The following is a 14919-nucleotide window of genomic DNA, read 5'->3' as shown; positions in this document are numbered from 1 at the left end:
CCGGTTACCATAAAGATCCTCCAGTTCCTCGGCATTGAGGTTGGTGGTGGCATGGGTTTTTAGGTTGTGTTTAATAAGCAAATCGTGGCGGGAAATGAGGATCTCGCCCATAACGTTGCAGTCCTTGCCGTAAAATCGACCGATGGGTTCTACGCCAAGATCGTCAAAACAATAGGAGCCATTCTGCCCGTAATCTTCAATGACCTTAAACCCCAGATGGTTAAAGGCAAAGGCGATGTTCCTACTGGGAATAACTTCGTAGGGTCGTTGGTGTGGCACAATATGCCGCAAGAGGCGCATAAAGCTGGTCTTGCCACAGCCCACCGGGCCGCTCAACAAAAGTCCTTTGTGGATGTCAATGCCGTTTTCCCGACACCGATCTTCATCCCGGATAAAATAGTTGGCTAGCTTCAACAGTATTTCATGGTCTTCCGTATGTATTTTGAAATCGGAGCCAAACAATTTTTTCCCTTTAACATCCAAATAGCGTACTATTCTTGGAAAGTTGTAAATTAATTTTCCACCAATCACGTCTGCCAGGGTATACACCACCCCGCCTTCCTCGATCCTAGAGGGGTTTTCCATAATCTTTGTTTTTTACGGTTCGGAGATGGTCTTTGATGGGCTTTACTGTTTTAGGCTCATGGACGCGAATGCCATTAATCATCCATTTTTCGGCCAGTGCCTGCCAGTTGGTGATGATGGTCGTTCCGTTGAGCGTCCAATCTAAACTGGAATAGTGGTGAAAGAATTTTTTTCCTTCAACAGCCGGCCATTTTTTTTCTTTAAAAAATAAAGCAACCTCGTTTTCCATTGTGTGTGTTTTGTTTATTTAAGTTTCTTAAAGGTTTATATAGGTTTATATTAGGTACTAATGCTTGTTCAGCACTTGTTTCTAACTTGTCTAGTGCCTGTTCAGAGCTTGTACCGAATTTGAGCATCCTCACCTGACTGCCCTGATAGGGATTATGCGACGGCATATAGTGGAGGTAGCTCCAGTCATGGAGATTTTTCAGGCAACGATGGTAGGTTGCCAGTGAACCAATCTTGCTCATTTGCATGATATAGTCCCGGCTGACATAGATCCGTTCCGGAAAGTTCTGTATGTTCCAATATTGGAAAAGTGCCATGTACAGGCTAACGTGGGTGGGATTCAGACGGGGATCCTTTACAAACCGTACAAAGACCGCATTGAGGTGTTTAATGTAATTCATAGGACGATTAATACGAACGTTGAATTTTATTATCCTGCATGATTCTTTCGATATCGTCCACGGCATAGAAAAGGGTACCGCCCATTTTGGAATAGGGAAGCGTGCCATTGATCCGAAGCGTTTGTAAGGTGCTGGCACTGATCTGGAGCAGCTTCATCACTTCCCCGGATTTCAGGTATTTTTTGGTGCCCCCCGATACGGGATCGGTGAGCAGTTTTTGTATGGCTTCAAGGAGTTCCAATTTAAACTCCCGGAGATCATCAGAGGTAATCGGATGTGCTGGCATAATTCTAGTTTTTAAAGAAAGGAGCCACCATTGGTTCGTCTTTTTTAGCATGGTGGCTCCGATCATGATTTGACTTTCTGGGACAAAACTGAAGGTTTTCCTGCAATAAAAATCAGGAGATGACCGACCTCCGGTCAAATTTTAACATAATTAATTTTGGTCTATTTTACAGGTATTTAGGGGCTACCCAACGACAAAAAAGGGAGATTATGAAGAAAATGAACCTAAAAACACGCCGATTTTCAAAAACACCGGAGGTCGTCCGAGTACGGTCTTTTTTTAACATTTGGACTTGCCCATAAAAATGCAATAATAGGCCTATCGATCCTCTTTGTCCAATTGGGTGATCAATCCCATGGACAGTTCGTCCAGAAACTTGGTTCTGCTTTTTTTTCGGGCTTTGATGTCGTTGAACGTCTTATAGAAATCCCCCAGTTCAAAGTGGAACAGTTGCTGTAGGGTAAGGGCGATCTCCTGAATATCGGAATTACCGTCATTGATAGCCCGGGCATAGTGGAGGGCATAGATCAACTCGGTCATGGCCGCCTTGGTGGATGTCCATCGGAGATGGGAATTGCCCTGAGCTTTAGAGTTTTCGTCCAAATGTGCCAATTGCTGCTGCAGGTGAGGGAGCAATTTGCGTATGGCGTGGAATTTTGCCAAAAGTCGGTCATCAAAAGGAAGGACACTATTATAATCTGGTCAAGAACCAATTAAACCTCGGGAATTGAATGGCAAATTCATTGAATGATATGGAACTGCGGAGTGAGGAAGTGCGGGAGGTATTGACCGACGTGCCTCACTGGACGATTCGGTGGGGCAATCTTACGCTATTGTCCACATTTCTTGCATTTATTGGGGTAGGCTGGTTTGTGAAATACCCAGATACCATTGAAGCTAATGCCGTACTTACCACGGAGGTGCCGCCTCAAAAGATATTTGCCAACAGTACGGGAAAGTTGGACACCATCCATGTAAGCGATGAGCAGTATGTTTCTGAAAACTCCCTTTTGGGGGTGGTGGGGAATACGGCCATAACTGAGGATGTAATGTACTTAAAGTCGGTCATGGATTCCGTTCCGCTGGATAAAAAACAATTGAACTTTCCAATTGCGGAATTGCCCATCTTATTTCTTGGGGATATTGAATTGCAATTCTCCAATTTTGAAAACAAGTATTACGATTACCTTTTGAACAAGGAACTGCATCCGTTCAGCAACGAAAAGTTGGCCAACACCACTACCTTGACTGAGCTCAGGGTGCAATTACGGAACCAGGATGCCCAACTTAAATGGAGCAATGCAGAACTTGCGCTAAAACGAAAGGAACTCGAAAGAAGTAAACAACTATTAGACAGGGGTGTCATCTCCACTCAGGAATTTGAAAATAAGGAAGTAGAACTACTCCTCGCAGAACGAAATTATGCGAATGTTAAGCATAGTATATCCCAGACCCGGCAGGCTATTTCCGATGCGGATAGGACATCTAAGGGAACGGTGATCACCGAAACAAGGGAGGAAGTGCAATTGCTAAAAGGGACACTGCAGTCCTATAACCAATTGAAAAAGGCCATAGCGGATTGGGAACACACCTATGTCCTGAAATCCGACATCGTGGGGACGGTATCCTTTTTGAACGTTTGGAGCAAAAACCAATCGGTTCGGGAAGGGCAGCTGATCTTTAACATACTCCCTAATGAAAGCTCACGATATGTGTGCAAAATAAAGGCACCCTCCGGCAATTCAGGAAAGATTAGGATTGGGCAGAGGGTGAACATCAGTATGGACAACTTCCCTGAATCTGAATATGGAGTTCTGATAGGAGAAGTATCCCATATTTCCCGGACATTGGATGCCGATGGCTTTTATCTTGTCGATGTATCCTTACCCAATGAACTCATAACTTCCTACGGCAAAACAATTGATTTCAAGCACGAAATGACCGGTACAGCTGAAATCATCACTGAGGATTTGCGATTGATTGAACGGTTGTTTAATCAATTTAGGAAGGTTGTGGATTGAATTTTGTATCCAAGCTACCCCAACACCGTGCTCAGCTTGAACATCGGCAAATACATGGAGACCAAAATGACCCCAACGAAGATGCCCACGATGACAATGATCAAGGGCTCCATAAGGGTGGACAACAGCTTGGATTTTTGTTGGACCTCAATGGAATATTGTTCGTTCAACCGTTGAAAAATAAACTCGGTCTGGTTGGTTTCCTCGGCCACTTTTACCAGCGATACCATTTTGGCATCAAATATTTTATTGGCCTTTAGGCTTTCGTTGAGGCTGATCCCTTTTAAGACACTGGCTTCCACCTCGCCCAGTGCCTTTTGCAAAGGATAAAAGCCGATCATTTTCTTTACGAGTTGGATGCTGTTCAGCAAAGGCACCTTGGAGGAAGTAAGAAGGGCGACCGCCTGCGTAAATTGCGCCAGATAAACGATGCGGACAAAGGGGCCTATCAAAGGCAGTCTCATCAACAGACGATCCTTGTTCTTCCTGAACCATTCCTTTTTGTTAAAAGTGCCGCGGAGCACAAGGAGGGCGACCAAAACCACCAATACCACCCATCCATAGTCTTTTATAAAGTTGGAGGCACTAATGATCATTTTGGTAATGGCGGGCAGCTCTACCTTGTTCTGTTTAAAAATATCCTCGAACATGGGCACTACCATGCGCAGCATGAACACGACGACCAATACCGCGGTGACCAAGATGATGATAGGGTACGTAAGGGCGTTCATCAGCCCTCTGCGCTGCTCGTTTTTCCGGGCAAAGAACTTGCCCAGTTCTTCCAGAATCCGTGCCATGTTACCGGTTTCTTCCCCGATTTTAATGGAATGGTATTCATACTCGGTAAATTCCTTTCGGGTTTTTAAAATATCGGAAAAGCTTCTTCCGGCCACCAGGGAAGCCTCCATTTCCGTGTAGAACGTGCGCAACTTCCCTTTTTTTTGATTTTCCGCCAGAAGGGACAGGGCTTCCCTGAGATGGATGCCCGCCTTTAACAGGACGGAGAGCTCCGTATAGAAATCCTCTTTCCTTTTATTATTGAAAAAGGTCCCGAACACCTTTATTTCGGTTTGCAGCAGTCGGGCAAGCCCATCCGTTTCGGTCCGCTTGACAGCGGGTGCTGCCCTATGTTCCAATTTAAAGCCCATGGCCATCATTTAAATAAGTTGCCGCCGAATTCTGCTTGAACAAAAATAGACGTTGCCCCCCAAACTCCTTTTCAGTCTCTAAGAGGAGTGCATCGATCCCGCCCTGACCGACTTCCTTGTTTTCAAAAAAGAAGGCTTTCCGCACTATTTTTAGGTGAAAGGTATCGAGGTCCCGGACGATAAAGGATTCCTCAAAACGGTACGAATGCGTTCCCATCTCATTCGCAAAAAACAGTTCCTGTTGGGGCGCATCAAAGAACACCCGGTTGTAGCGGTTTAAGTCCATCCACAACGATTGCCGTAACAGATTTACTTGGGCTTGGTTCCCGTAATTATTCTGAATTCCCTGCATGTGTTGCTGTACCAGCTGCAATACGGCAAAGGCCATGCCCACCACGATGGAGGTGATCACCAATGCCACCATCATTTCGCTCAAGGTAAAGGCCGGGATCGTATTGGGTTTAATGCGCATATCGGATACGGTTTTCGATTGATTGTCCCTGTTCGGGATGTTCGGCCCTAAAGAGCAAAACGTTGTTTCCGTGTACATCCGACGGAGCGACACTGATCTCCCAGCCCTCCATCGATTCATAATACGGAACGCTAAGGGTCCCATGCCCATATTCATATTGCAGTTGGTGCAAACGGGTGCCTATAACGGTCGTATGCTGTTTCATGCCCATGGCGAACATGGAGTTCAGCAATAGGCTCGACATCATAAACAGGATAACGATCAATACGGTGGCCACCAGCGTCTCCATAAGGGTAGACCCCTTTACTCTTTTCAGTACATCCATTTCATATAGTTTTGGGCGGTTTCCGTTTCCATGGGGAGTCCGACATAGGTGTTGGGCAAGCCGCTTCGGTCTATGGTTCCCCGGTACAGATGGTTCTGATATATGCTCCCGTTTTCAAGGGCAATAAAGGCATCGGTATATACCCTGCCCAAAACCGAGCCCTTTAGTTCCAGATTTTTGGCACAATACACTTCCCCAAGGATGGTGGCTCCCTCGGCAATATAAATCTGAGGGGTATGCCGATAGCCTTCGGATGTGTCCAGATAGAGCAACATGCCCTGTACCGCACTTCCGGCCTCCACGACAATATTGGGTTTTAAGTCGATGGGATTTTGGACGGGGGCATCTGGCCCGGGTTGTACGGCAAGGGCAGTGGGATAGGACAAACGACATTGTTTTCCCACTGTAATATGTTTGGAAGCTATTGCTTGAAAATAGCCGGTCACTCCGTCTTTGATGTGTATTTCGGGCGCAATGAGAAGCACATCCTTTAAATGGGCGCTCTTATGCACGGTTATACGTTGAAGGGCATGTACCACGATGTTGCCGCTTAGGGCAACGCCTTGCAGGGTGACATTATGGTCTTGGATATAGGTTGTCGGGGAGGCAAAGGAGTTTTTGAGCTCCAATCCCGGTCGAAGGGCCGCCGCTTCACCCCGAGGTTGAAAATCAGGCCAGGTCAGATAGCGGATCTGTTCTAGGATTTCACTGTCCAACAGCGGCAAACGTTCCTTGCTCAACCGTTGTTCCCCAAAGACCAGTTGCTTGTGGATGTAGGCGTTGCCTGCAATATTCCCCATGCGGAGCCCTTGTTTTGGCACATAGACATGGCCGGTGAGTTTGGATTTTCCGGCCAGCACCAAGGGACGTTGTCGATCCCGGAGATAGAGGGCCGTGGTATCCGTATCCGATGCCATGCCCACCAGTGCCGTTTTTGCAAAGGCAACGGCCCGGTGCCGGGCCATGGAATGCCATTTTTGGAATACTCCCCAATAGGTCTTTTGCACGCGTATTTCGATGCCCATGGGGCCATAGGGAGGGAGCAGAAGTGAATCCCCCGATTTCAATTCCTGTTCAAAAGCATATTGAAGTCCGTAATCCGCTGCAAGAACCACGCCCACGGTCAGGTCGGTCTTTTTGTTGAAATGGGAATGGGAATGCGAAATCAAAACAAAGGTGAGCAGTAGGATTGCGATAATGGCCCCGATAAAGAGCACAAACTGAAGTGCCCCGGCCGGTATTTTTTGGCCCCCTTTCATGGAGTTAGCGGAATTGTTTTGGTCTGTGAACCGTACTTTACCTTTATGCTGGTGCCATTGCCCGCCAAAAGTCTTACTTCCCGTTCCACCTGATGGAGCGACATCACAAAATCCTGTCCGTCTATGGAAACGAAGAAGATCTTGTTTCCTGTGGTACTTTCGGTCACCAGGCCGGAATATCGGATCTGCTTTTCGGGTACGGCAACAATTTTGGCCTTTGTTTTTTTGGAGGCAGAGGAATCCTTTCGTTTGGGCAAGGTGCCCAGAAAGGGGTCCCGGTAATCGGCCACAATGCTGAAGGTGTCCTTTTTGGCCGGGTCCGTTGGTCTGAATCGCTCCACGGCATTGCCGGTTGCCATGGGTATGGGGGTTGGCCTTAGACTGCCCAGGAGCTTAAACCCAATCATGCCCCATATCACGAGTACGAGCCCCAAAAGCAGGTATGTCTTTTTGTTGCGTTTCAATCGTCCAGCATTTAGGGGGTTATATTGACTTCAAAAGCTGCGGTGGAAAATCCCGTTTCAAAGCCACTATTGATGCCCTTTACCCGCCATTGGAAGCTGCCATTGGGGAGCGGAAGGCTGGCCCGGGTGCCCACAAAGGCACTGTCGAGCACGATAATGCTGTCCAGTAGGATTTGGGAGGCATTTTCAAAATTTGGGGCGGCCACCTGGACCAGGTAACCATCGGCATCCGAAATACCGTTCCAATGAAAATTTACGGTGGCCGTATTCACCACGGTGCTGTCTTTTGGGGCCAGTAGTTCTATGGTGGCGTTGGAAATGTCCGGTACCTCCAGTAAATCCTCACAGGAGCACAGACCCAGGGTTCCCATTATAAAAGCGGATCGTATTAGTCTGTTTTTTTTCATCGTATGTGCTTTAAACCAAGGGTCATATTTTAAGATAGGATTTGGTGTTGTCCAGTTTGTGCGCTTTTGGGGAAGTGCCCCTGGGGCAATTGGTTTTGCCAATGCTGATCAAAGCGATGTTTTCCTTTCCGTACCGATCCGCTTCCCAGCAGAAACCGACGGTACCGTAATCAAAGATATCCAGATCGGAAAGCGCGATACGCTGTCGCTCCCGACCCAGTACACATTCCAGTTCCAACAGGCCATGTCGGTCCTCCGTGAGGAAGATGCCCTCGGCCTTGGACAGGGCCTGTGCCTGTTTCCCTTCCAAGCGGAAGGAAATTCGGTGCACCAGTCGGGCCTCCCCTTCTTTGGCAAGGTAATTCCGTGCCCGGTCGTTTTCCTTTGCGTTCAATTGCTGCTGCAATGCGAGCATGTCCGTAATTTCCAAAAGGGTGTACGTGGGCTTGTTGGGCAGCGAATCCACAAAGACAACGGTCGTTTCCTGGCCTTTGGCCCTTTTAAGGTCGGCGAATTTCCGAAACTCCGAGCGGCTAAAGGGAACTTCCTTCATGGCCACCGCCACGGGTGTTACCAACGAAGGATGCCCATAGGGGTGAAAATTGTTTTGCAATATTTTTTTGCCGGGTTTTCCGAGCGCCCCGAGACCGGGAAGGGTCGCTGTTTTTAATTGGCTGTGCCGCAAAGGGGCACAGGAACATACAAAAGCCAAAAGCGGCACAAACAGTATCGATTTCATACCTAAAATTCTTATAAGGAATAACGTATTTATCCTATAAGTGTTGCATTAAAAGGGTAGAAATCCCGGATTTCCCCTTGCGTTTCAACGAAAAATGACCTGAAAAGGCCTTACCGTTGCGATGGAGGCAACGGGACCGTGAATCTTAGGGGGTTGGGACCTCCCCCCGGTCTGGTAAATGGTACAGAGAAAAAGAACCACGGTGAGAGCCGTGGTTCTTTCCCTGTTTTTTATTTCTTACTCTTGACGGCACGGGCAGAAAGATGCCCGTTCTGGGATGGGGTAAGGTCACGGATTGCAAATCTTCGCCATCGGGGATCTTGCTTTTTTGCGGAACGGGTTTCCAACGATGGTCCAATTTCGGGCAGAACAAGCAATGTGCCACCATAGACTTTGGCACACAAAGCCCTGCCTTGGGCGCCTGGCTTACGGAGACGGATGTTTATTTTATTGGCTTTTGTTTCGTTCCCCTGAAGTTGATGATCTCGATGGACTTTTTTCTGGGATTTAGACGGTAGATGATATAGTTGTTCTTGTCCACCGATCCTTTGTGAACGTTCGGGTATTTTCCAGTAGGTGGACAGATTTTTGGATATTTCGAGATACGCTCCATAAGGTCAAGGATCCGCTTTTCCAGTACAAGGATTTCCTTGGCCGACCATTCTTCTTCAAGATATTCGAGAACCTTGCCCAGACCTTTTTCTGCCTGTGGTGCCCAAACTATTTTTAACGCCATTTATCAAAGCGTTTCATCACTTTTTCGTGCGATGTGAACTCCCCTTTATCCGCTTCTGCAAGACCTGTTTCAACCTCTTTTCGTTCTTCTTCGTCCATATCGTCCCACCAATCTACGTGTTCATCTTCGAACACTTTCTTCACTTTTGCCAATAAGGTCTCTTTCTGTGTTTGCAACAGTAGGTGCATCAATTCCAGTTTTGTCGCTTCGATGTTCATAGGATATGCTTTTATGCTCATAACAAAGATAATTTATATTTTATTGCCATTTGCTTAAACCATTGCTGCTTTTGATATCACAATTTGTGATGTCGGGTTTCAAGTCCGCAATTTGCTACCTGAAAGAATTCCACAGATCGGATTTTTGACCGTGGCGATCCTTCCCTTAAAACTTTTGGCGGGATATGGCTTGCCCTTGAGCCGCCCGTTGCACCCTTGGAAATAGGGGGGAGTTCTTTTATCCCGATAAGATAGTCGGGGAGAAAAGTATATCGGGAATGAGTTTTTTAATCCAAAATGCGTCAGTTTGATCCCGTACTCGGGATTGTATCGAAAACCAGCATTTTGGATTGATCGAACTCAGGCATGAATAAAAGAACCACGGCGAGAGCCGTGGTTCTTTCCCTGTTTTTATTTCCCAGTTCTTTTTCGTGCTATTTCGGGATTTCTGCTTGTGTGCAGAATCCCAAAAACAACAATCTGCTTTTGTTCTTCTTCGACTAAATAAAAAATGGCATAAGGAAAACGGGTTACCAAGGACTGTCGCAACTCTTTGTACTTTCGTTGATAGTGTTCTGGATATTCCCCAATATAATCGATTTCTTTATTGACTTCTGCCTTAAATTCTTGGGCCAATGTTTCACTTTTTTCGTGATACCATTTTTTTGCCTTTCGTAAATCCATATGTGCGATGGGCAGTAACTTAATCTTATGGCCCATCACCAATCGTTCTTTACGTCTTTCCAATCCAAGACATCATTGGGGTTGTTTTTGTAGCTTTCCAAACGATTGTCCAGTTCTTTTTTATGCGTTGTAGAAATCTCTTCGTGTTCTTCCCTTTCGCGCTTTAAAACACGCTCCAAAGTATCTATAATGCTTTCTCTGTCAATACTGAACAGTTCCTTTATAAAATGATATTTCCGTGCTTCTAGATCCATGATTTCTGTATTTCGGGTATAACAAATGTACGGTTTTTGTGCCATATTTTTGTTTTTTATAGTGGTCGCAATTTGCGACACCCAATTTTTTGGACATCACAGATCGTGATTTCAAGTTTACCCGATCGGATGGAAGTTGTTGACGATTTCGCATAAGTTTCCAAATCGTCTTCTACATATTTTTCAGTGGAACTTATGTGCCGATGTCCAGTTCAATTAGCACGAATGCGATTAACTAACGCCCTATTGGACCCGATCGGAAATTTGAAAGAAATCCGATAGCGCAGATTTGCAATCCGTGCTGGTAACAAGTCCTAATAAAGCCTCAAAACAGATTTAAAACCAATACGTCCAATTCGTTCTCTAAACCTGAAAGTTTCTTGCCGAACTAAAATAATAGTCCTCCGGCAGCGTAACTATTTTTTCTTTTACAGGGTTATTATGGATATACGCTATCTTTTGTTCAATAAAAGAATTGCTATAAATGTGCTCTGCACGGTGCCCATCTTGCCAAACTTTATAGTGTTGTTCCCTTTTTAAATGCCGGCAGGCTTTTTGAAAATATTCCAGTAACCATTCCCTTCTGCTCTCTGGCCCCTCAATGGTGGTTTCGATGATTCTTTTTGATGTGAACTTTTTAAAATCCCTGATGACATCGGACAGTATGGTGCCACCTGTTGCCTTACAGAGCAAATGTACATGGCTGCCCATTATGCAATAGGCATATATTTCTAAGTTTTTACTTTGTTGGCAAAATTTCAGGGCATTCAGTATAACATATTTTTGATTTAACCGGGTAAAGACATCTACCCAACCAACGGTTGTAATGGTTAGAAAATAGGCTTCCTCTGTCGTCGTTGCTTTATACTTTGTAGACATTCGTCAAAAAATTATAAATCTACGGCTTTTTATAGTTGGTTATAACCGACTTTCTTCATTTCAAGGGCACGGATTGCAAATCCGCGCCATCGGGAGATAGACGCAATGATAACGTCCAATGAAAGCCTTGGACGCAATTATGCCCTATTGACCGGCATACGGGGCATCGGGAGGCAAACGGCGATAATGGCCATTGTGTATACCGGTAATTTCACCAAGTTCGATTGCTGGCGCAAGTTCGCTTCCTATTGCGGGGTGGCGCCCTTCGAGTTCAGTTCCGGCACCAGTGTCAAGGCAAGGACACGGGTCTCGCACCTGGCCAACCGTCAGCTCAAGGCAATGCTACATCTTTGCGCCCTATCATCGATCAGGTTCAACACCGAGATGCGCCTCTATTACGAAAAAAGGACCTTGGAGGGCAGGAACAAAATGAGTACACTGAACATCATACGCAACAAATTGATCGCACGTATGTTCGCCGTGGTCAAAAGAGGCTCGCCGTATGTGGACAACCTAAAATACGCGGCCTGAAATTTTAACTTTTTTGGCTTGGTTTTATCATAGAATACGGGGGGGATTTATGGTGCAAATCCGCGCTAGCCGGGGTGTGCGAACAAAAATTATCAGAACTTTCTTTCCAGACAACTGTTTTCTATATTGTCCCTGATTGGGGCGGTCAATATGAATATCCCTCCAAGATGCTTTTTAGACTGACCGTCATAGACATCATAACCCTTCTTACCATCGGTATTGACCTCGATTATACTACCTCTTTTAATTTTATTATGTAGAATTTTGGTGGTGTTTTTATTGGTTAGAATAATTGTTGCTAAACTATCCTGAACCTTTATAAAGAAACGTTTTTCCCAAAAATCAGAATTATCCGATCGGAATTTATTGGGGTCATGTATGGGAAAATAATTTTCATAGTTTGATTCTATAACCTTTAGACAGACTAAGTATTGACCGTATCTGTTCTGTTGAATATTCAGAACTTCGCCTTTCAATTCTAAATCAAAATTTTCGATAAAGTCGTCTTTTGCCTTACCTTCAGGACTATTAAAAAAATACCATGCCAAGAGACCAAAGACAAAAACTCCCAATATGGCTAATATGGTCAAAACCTTATATCTTCTTTTCTTCATCTATCTAGTCTTTTTTCCATTCACTCCCCAATCCCGAGCCACCCAAAAATCGTGACATCGTTTGGTCAACATTCCATTCAAAATCAAATTTAACTCCCAATTTGGCCTCTCCACCGATTATCAACATTGATTCCATGTTGCCATCACCATTTGCATCTATCAATCTATTTGGATTGCCACTATTTCCAAAATTGCCTTGGAACCATTGGTTTTTACTATCTGTATTAAATAAAGAGAACTGTGCAAGATGAGCCCCTCCTGTTGCACCATTATCTTTTCCTAGACCAATGTCGAAGAAATTAAATTCTGCTTCGGAACTACCAATGGATACATCTTTATTGATTAATCCAATGTTTATTGATTCTCCTGACAATGAAAGTCCTACATCTTTATTTCCCAAAAATATACCCAAAGATCCACTAGGGCCTGTTAAATTCAGTTCATTATTGTTTTTGTCAAAGCTCAAACTGGCTAAAGAACCTTCTGCCGAAATGGTCGCCAAATTGCCAAGTTTAAAGTTTTTAACGCCCGCTCCAACATCAAAACCGACATTGTTGACATTGATGTCGTCGGGTTCGCTGAACTGGTTAAAAAATCCTTTTACGTCATTGTATATCTCCTTGACACTACTTTCAATAGACCTTGCAATGCCGTCACCGTTTATCGGTACAAATTCCAGCCCCTCCAACTCAAAGCCATCAATCACACGGTTTTCCGAGAAATTATAGGGCGATTGGTAGTTGTACTCCTCGGCCAGAGGGTCGATGCTCCAAAAACGTCCAATCGCTGGGTCACTAAAACGGAACTTCCATTCGTGTACATTTAAACCTAAATCTTCTGTAAATTCTTGGTCTTGATATTGATGCCTATTATTTACAGTTCCATTAATTACGTTATTATATCCTTTATGCAATAATCCAAACGGATAATAATTTCGCTCGTGTAAAATCTCTGTATTTGGGTCTATAGAACCGTTTCCGTCAAGGTCTGAATACGAGAGCCTTACATTTTCTATCTGGTCCTTGTATTGATAGACATAATCGTATCCTCCCGAACCATCAGGTTCAACGTACCCTTCGGCATGGTTGAAGAACTGCAAGGTGCCGTTCTCATAGACATAGTTGCCCGCATAGTCGGTGGTTGCCCCTGTGCTCACTGTTTTCCTCATTTTGGTTCCCGTTGCGTCGTAAATATACGAAATATTTCCCGTGGCAAAGGTAATCTGGGTGGGCAAATTCAAATGGCTGTACGCAATGGCAGTGATCCCCTTGTTGGCATCGGAGGTCATGTTGCCGTTTCCATCATAGGAATATTCGGTTGCCAGTTCGGCCCCGTCCACAAAGCCCTGCGCCGCACTTGCCGCGATATTGTCGTCAACGGCCTTGAGCTGGTTCCCGTTGTAGGAATAGGTCAGGTCGTCCATGGTGCCGAAGCCTGTATTGTTGGCCAACGAAGGGCTTGCAACGGTCCATCCCTCCCGTTTGAGGGTGAGGATGTTCCCGTTCCTGTCGTATGTTACGTTCGATAGGTTGTACTTTCCGGTATTGTCGGTGGCCGCCGTGATCCGGTTCAGGGGGTCGTAACCTTAATTAAGGCGTTTTTTTCTATTCCGGTCACGTTTTTCGGCCGGCCGGCCCAAAATTTATATCAAAGAACATCGGTTGGCTTAAAGATAGTGATTTCACTTGTCCGATAACCAACGCTTGAATATTCCCTTTATTACTTTGGTAGCTTCCTTTCCGCTTACCCTTAATGCCAATATTATCGTGGCTATGAACAATGCGGCCTGCCACCATGACCAACTTAACTGTATTTCCATTTTTCCCGTATTTCGTTACAATTTACCCGAAGGCCGTTTTACTTAAAAGGACAGCCCCTATCGAACCTTTCTCATGGGGCATGTTCATTGGGTTAATACAAAAAAAGAACATCAGCTCGACCTAGTCTGTAACACCAAATTTGTAGATCATTAGTTGCGTAAGAACTTTGGTTTAAGAAGTCCGCGCAGGGCAAGTCCATATTATTGCCCAAAAGCAACAAGCCTTTGTACTCGCCCTGCTCCCTTGCAGCCGCACAATGCTTTAGCCCCAATGTTCCCTACAACACTTTTTAAGTGGTTTAGGATTGATCTTCGGCAAGCTCGGTACAGGTTTTTCAGGGGTAAGAAAGAGTTGTAAAACGGGAACGGGCAAAAGCATTTTTCCCAAGCTATGTTTACATAATTGGGCATTATGGGTACATTCCCTTGATTCCTGCCCCATAATACAACTATGTAAAATAGCCGACCATTGCCCACGCTCGGTTCGGAACTTCGATTGCTATTTCCGTTATTGATTGTAAGAGATTATGGAGACTAACGCCCTGCGGTTGTTTCATTTTAAAAGCTGATGCAACTCCACGCTTTATTCCGCCTCTGTTACATCAACTTTTAAAACGTTTGATTCAGGTGCAAACGTTTTAAAAAGGCGAAGATTTACAGGCATTTAACTTGGGATTTGGCAACGGACTTCATCAATCTTCGGCTTTTTAAAATGATAGGCGAAGCGCCGATTGAGCGTCACGCAAAGGTGCTTTTTACAGTAAAAAAATGCCTGTTTTCGGGGCTTCCAAGGAGTTTTACTGTAAATTTCGTAAAAAACGGGTTTTGGAAGGTTTCGCCGACCCTTGG

20 protein-coding genes and 1 pseudogene are annotated in these 14919 nt (G+C 45.1%); 3 read left to right on the top strand and 18 right to left on the bottom strand.

What is annotated here, in order from left to right; translation table 11 throughout:
• The 4 genes from U1E44_RS08410 to U1E44_RS08395 form a co-directional block, all read right to left on the bottom strand.
• On the bottom strand, positions 1–585 hold a 585-nt coding region (locus U1E44_RS08410), incomplete at its 3' end, for a P-loop NTPase family protein (RefSeq protein ID WP_322930625.1).
• Positions 569–814 carry a hypothetical protein gene (locus U1E44_RS08405; RefSeq protein WP_322930624.1) on the bottom strand — a complete coding sequence of 82 codons (246 nt, stop codon included), beginning with the start codon at positions 812–814 and terminating at the stop codon, positions 569–571. The genes U1E44_RS08410 and U1E44_RS08405, both read right to left, overlap by 17 nt.
• Positions 815–1221: 407 nt before the next feature.
• Positions 1222–1500: a helix-turn-helix domain-containing protein gene (locus U1E44_RS08400; RefSeq protein ID WP_323673868.1), complete on the bottom strand. Its 279-nt coding sequence runs from the start codon at positions 1498–1500 to the stop codon at positions 1222–1224.
• Between the two features lie 318 nt (positions 1501–1818).
• Positions 1819–2163, bottom strand: coding sequence for an RteC domain-containing protein (locus U1E44_RS08395; RefSeq protein WP_322930622.1), 345 nt, complete (start codon positions 2161–2163; stop codon positions 1819–1821).
• A gap of 68 nt (positions 2164–2231) precedes the next feature.
• Between U1E44_RS08395 and U1E44_RS08390 the strand changes: the two genes are divergently transcribed.
• Positions 2232–3521 (top strand): HlyD family secretion protein, encoded by a 1290-nt coding sequence (locus tag U1E44_RS08390; protein WP_322930621.1) that lies wholly within the window; start codon positions 2232–2234, stop codon positions 3519–3521.
• A 14-nt stretch (positions 3522–3535) separates the two neighbouring features.
• On the opposite strand, the gene U1E44_RS08385 is transcribed toward U1E44_RS08390, so the two are convergent.
• From U1E44_RS08385 to U1E44_RS08330, 12 genes and pseudogenes are all read right to left on the bottom strand, one after another.
• Positions 3536–4669, bottom strand: a complete 1134-nt coding sequence (locus U1E44_RS08385; RefSeq protein ID WP_322930620.1) for a type II secretion system F family protein — start codon at positions 4667–4669, stop codon at positions 3536–3538.
• Positions 4659–5141, bottom strand: coding sequence for a PulJ/GspJ family protein (locus U1E44_RS08380; protein ID WP_322930619.1), 483 nt, complete (start codon positions 5139–5141; stop codon positions 4659–4661). Before U1E44_RS08380 ends, U1E44_RS08385 begins: the two co-directional genes overlap by 11 nt.
• Positions 5131–5466: a hypothetical protein gene (locus tag U1E44_RS08375; protein ID WP_322930618.1), complete on the bottom strand. Its 336-nt coding sequence runs from the start codon at positions 5464–5466 to the stop codon at positions 5131–5133. The genes U1E44_RS08380 and U1E44_RS08375 overlap by 11 nt, the downstream gene beginning before the upstream one ends.
• The gene (locus tag U1E44_RS08370; RefSeq protein WP_322930617.1) at positions 5454–6725 is read right to left on the bottom strand and encodes a hypothetical protein; all 1272 of its coding nucleotides are present in this window, start codon (positions 6723–6725) and stop codon (positions 5454–5456) included. The genes U1E44_RS08375 and U1E44_RS08370 overlap by 13 nt, the downstream gene beginning before the upstream one ends.
• On the bottom strand, positions 6722–7189 hold the full coding sequence (locus U1E44_RS08365; RefSeq protein ID WP_322930616.1) for a hypothetical protein: 468 nt from the start codon (positions 7187–7189) through the stop codon (positions 6722–6724). The genes U1E44_RS08370 and U1E44_RS08365 overlap by 4 nt, the downstream gene beginning before the upstream one ends.
• An 11-nt stretch (positions 7190–7200) precedes the next feature.
• Positions 7201–7596 carry a hypothetical protein gene (locus U1E44_RS08360; protein WP_322930615.1) on the bottom strand — a complete coding sequence of 132 codons (396 nt, stop codon included), beginning with the start codon at positions 7594–7596 and terminating at the stop codon, positions 7201–7203.
• A gap of 22 nt (positions 7597–7618) precedes the next feature.
• Positions 7619–8335: a hypothetical protein gene (locus tag U1E44_RS08355; RefSeq protein WP_322930614.1), complete on the bottom strand. Its 717-nt coding sequence runs from the start codon at positions 8333–8335 to the stop codon at positions 7619–7621.
• A 442-nt stretch (positions 8336–8777) separates the two neighbouring features.
• The gene (locus U1E44_RS08350; RefSeq protein WP_322930613.1) at positions 8778–9071 is read right to left on the bottom strand and encodes a type II toxin-antitoxin system RelE/ParE family toxin; all 294 of its coding nucleotides are present in this window, start codon (positions 9069–9071) and stop codon (positions 8778–8780) included.
• Positions 9062–9310: a hypothetical protein gene (locus tag U1E44_RS08345; protein WP_322930612.1), complete on the bottom strand. Its 249-nt coding sequence runs from the start codon at positions 9308–9310 to the stop codon at positions 9062–9064. Before U1E44_RS08345 ends, U1E44_RS08350 begins: the two co-directional genes overlap by 10 nt.
• A gap of 390 nt (positions 9311–9700) precedes the next feature.
• The gene (locus U1E44_RS08340) at positions 9701–10036 is read right to left on the bottom strand and encodes a type II toxin-antitoxin system RelE/ParE family toxin (RefSeq protein ID WP_322930611.1); all 336 of its coding nucleotides are present in this window, start codon (positions 10034–10036) and stop codon (positions 9701–9703) included.
• Positions 10009–10272: an addiction module protein gene (locus tag U1E44_RS08335; protein WP_322930610.1), complete on the bottom strand. Its 264-nt coding sequence runs from the start codon at positions 10270–10272 to the stop codon at positions 10009–10011. Before U1E44_RS08335 ends, U1E44_RS08340 begins: the two co-directional genes overlap by 28 nt.
• 280 nt (positions 10273–10552) lie before the next feature.
• Positions 10553–11106: pseudogene (locus tag U1E44_RS08330) on the bottom strand (REP-associated tyrosine transposase).
• 105 nt (positions 11107–11211) lie between these two features.
• Between U1E44_RS08330 and U1E44_RS16780 the strand changes: the two are divergent.
• On the top strand, positions 11212–11637 hold the full coding sequence (locus U1E44_RS16780; RefSeq protein ID WP_323673866.1) for an IS110 family transposase: 426 nt from the start codon (positions 11212–11214) through the stop codon (positions 11635–11637).
• A gap of 92 nt (positions 11638–11729) precedes the next feature.
• On the opposite strand, the gene U1E44_RS08325 is transcribed toward U1E44_RS16780, so the two are convergent.
• Both U1E44_RS08325 and U1E44_RS08320 read right to left on the bottom strand, forming a co-directional pair.
• Complete coding sequence (locus U1E44_RS08325; protein ID WP_322930608.1) at positions 11730–12251, bottom strand: hypothetical protein; 522 nt, start codon at positions 12249–12251, stop codon at positions 11730–11732.
• Positions 12252–12255: 4 nt separating this feature from the next.
• Complete coding sequence (locus U1E44_RS08320) at positions 12256–13701, bottom strand: RHS repeat domain-containing protein (RefSeq protein ID WP_322930607.1); 1446 nt, start codon at positions 13699–13701, stop codon at positions 12256–12258.
• A 235-nt stretch (positions 13702–13936) separates the two neighbouring features.
• Here U1E44_RS08320 and U1E44_RS08315 point away from each other — a divergent pair, with 235 nt between their 5' ends.
• Positions 13937–14116 (top strand): hypothetical protein, encoded by a 180-nt coding sequence (locus U1E44_RS08315; RefSeq protein ID WP_322930606.1) that lies wholly within the window; start codon positions 13937–13939, stop codon positions 14114–14116.
• Positions 14117–14919 lie beyond the last annotated feature (803 nt).

Origin of the sequence: Aurantibrevibacter litoralis, assembly GCF_034651555.1 — a bacterium.
Taxonomy (GTDB): domain Bacteria; phylum Bacteroidota; class Bacteroidia; order Flavobacteriales; family Flavobacteriaceae; genus Aurantibrevibacter; species Aurantibrevibacter litoralis.
This window is presented reverse-complemented; position numbering and strand designations above follow the sequence as displayed.

What these genes read in the sequence shown, in the direction of transcription:
- U1E44_RS08405 (WP_322930624.1), bottom strand. Translation starts at nt 814, where the DNA reads ATGGAAAACGAGGTTGCTTTATTTTTTAAAGAAAAAAAATGGCCGGCT.
- U1E44_RS08400 (WP_323673868.1), bottom strand. Translation starts at nt 1,500, where the DNA reads ATGCCAGCACATCCGATTACCTCTGATGATCTCCGGGAGTTTAAATTG.
- U1E44_RS08390 (WP_322930621.1), top strand. Translation starts at nt 2,232, where the DNA reads ATGGCAAATTCATTGAATGATATGGAACTGCGGAGTGAGGAAGTGCGG.
- U1E44_RS08385 (WP_322930620.1), bottom strand. Translation starts at nt 4,669, where the DNA reads ATGGGCTTTAAATTGGAACATAGGGCAGCACCCGCTGTCAAGCGGACC.
- U1E44_RS08380 (WP_322930619.1), bottom strand. Translation starts at nt 5,141, where the DNA reads ATGCGCATTAAACCCAATACGATCCCGGCCTTTACCTTGAGCGAAATG.
- U1E44_RS08375 (WP_322930618.1), bottom strand. Translation starts at nt 5,466, where the DNA reads ATGGATGTACTGAAAAGAGTAAAGGGGTCTACCCTTATGGAGACGCTG.
- U1E44_RS08370 (WP_322930617.1), bottom strand. Translation starts at nt 6,725, where the DNA reads ATGAAAGGGGGCCAAAAAATACCGGCCGGGGCACTTCAGTTTGTGCTC.
- U1E44_RS08360 (WP_322930615.1), bottom strand. Translation starts at nt 7,596, where the DNA reads ATGAAAAAAAACAGACTAATACGATCCGCTTTTATAATGGGAACCCTG.
- U1E44_RS08355 (WP_322930614.1), bottom strand. Translation starts at nt 8,335, where the DNA reads ATGAAATCGATACTGTTTGTGCCGCTTTTGGCTTTTGTATGTTCCTGT.
- U1E44_RS08350 (WP_322930613.1), bottom strand. Translation starts at nt 9,071, where the DNA reads ATGGCGTTAAAAATAGTTTGGGCACCACAGGCAGAAAAAGGTCTGGGC.
- U1E44_RS08345 (WP_322930612.1), bottom strand. Translation starts at nt 9,310, where the DNA reads ATGAGCATAAAAGCATATCCTATGAACATCGAAGCGACAAAACTGGAA.
- U1E44_RS08335 (WP_322930610.1), bottom strand. Translation starts at nt 10,272, where the DNA reads ATGGCACAAAAACCGTACATTTGTTATACCCGAAATACAGAAATCATG.
- U1E44_RS16780 (WP_323673866.1), top strand. Translation starts at nt 11,212, where the DNA reads ATGATAACGTCCAATGAAAGCCTTGGACGCAATTATGCCCTATTGACC.
- U1E44_RS08325 (WP_322930608.1), bottom strand. Translation starts at nt 12,251, where the DNA reads ATGAAGAAAAGAAGATATAAGGTTTTGACCATATTAGCCATATTGGGA.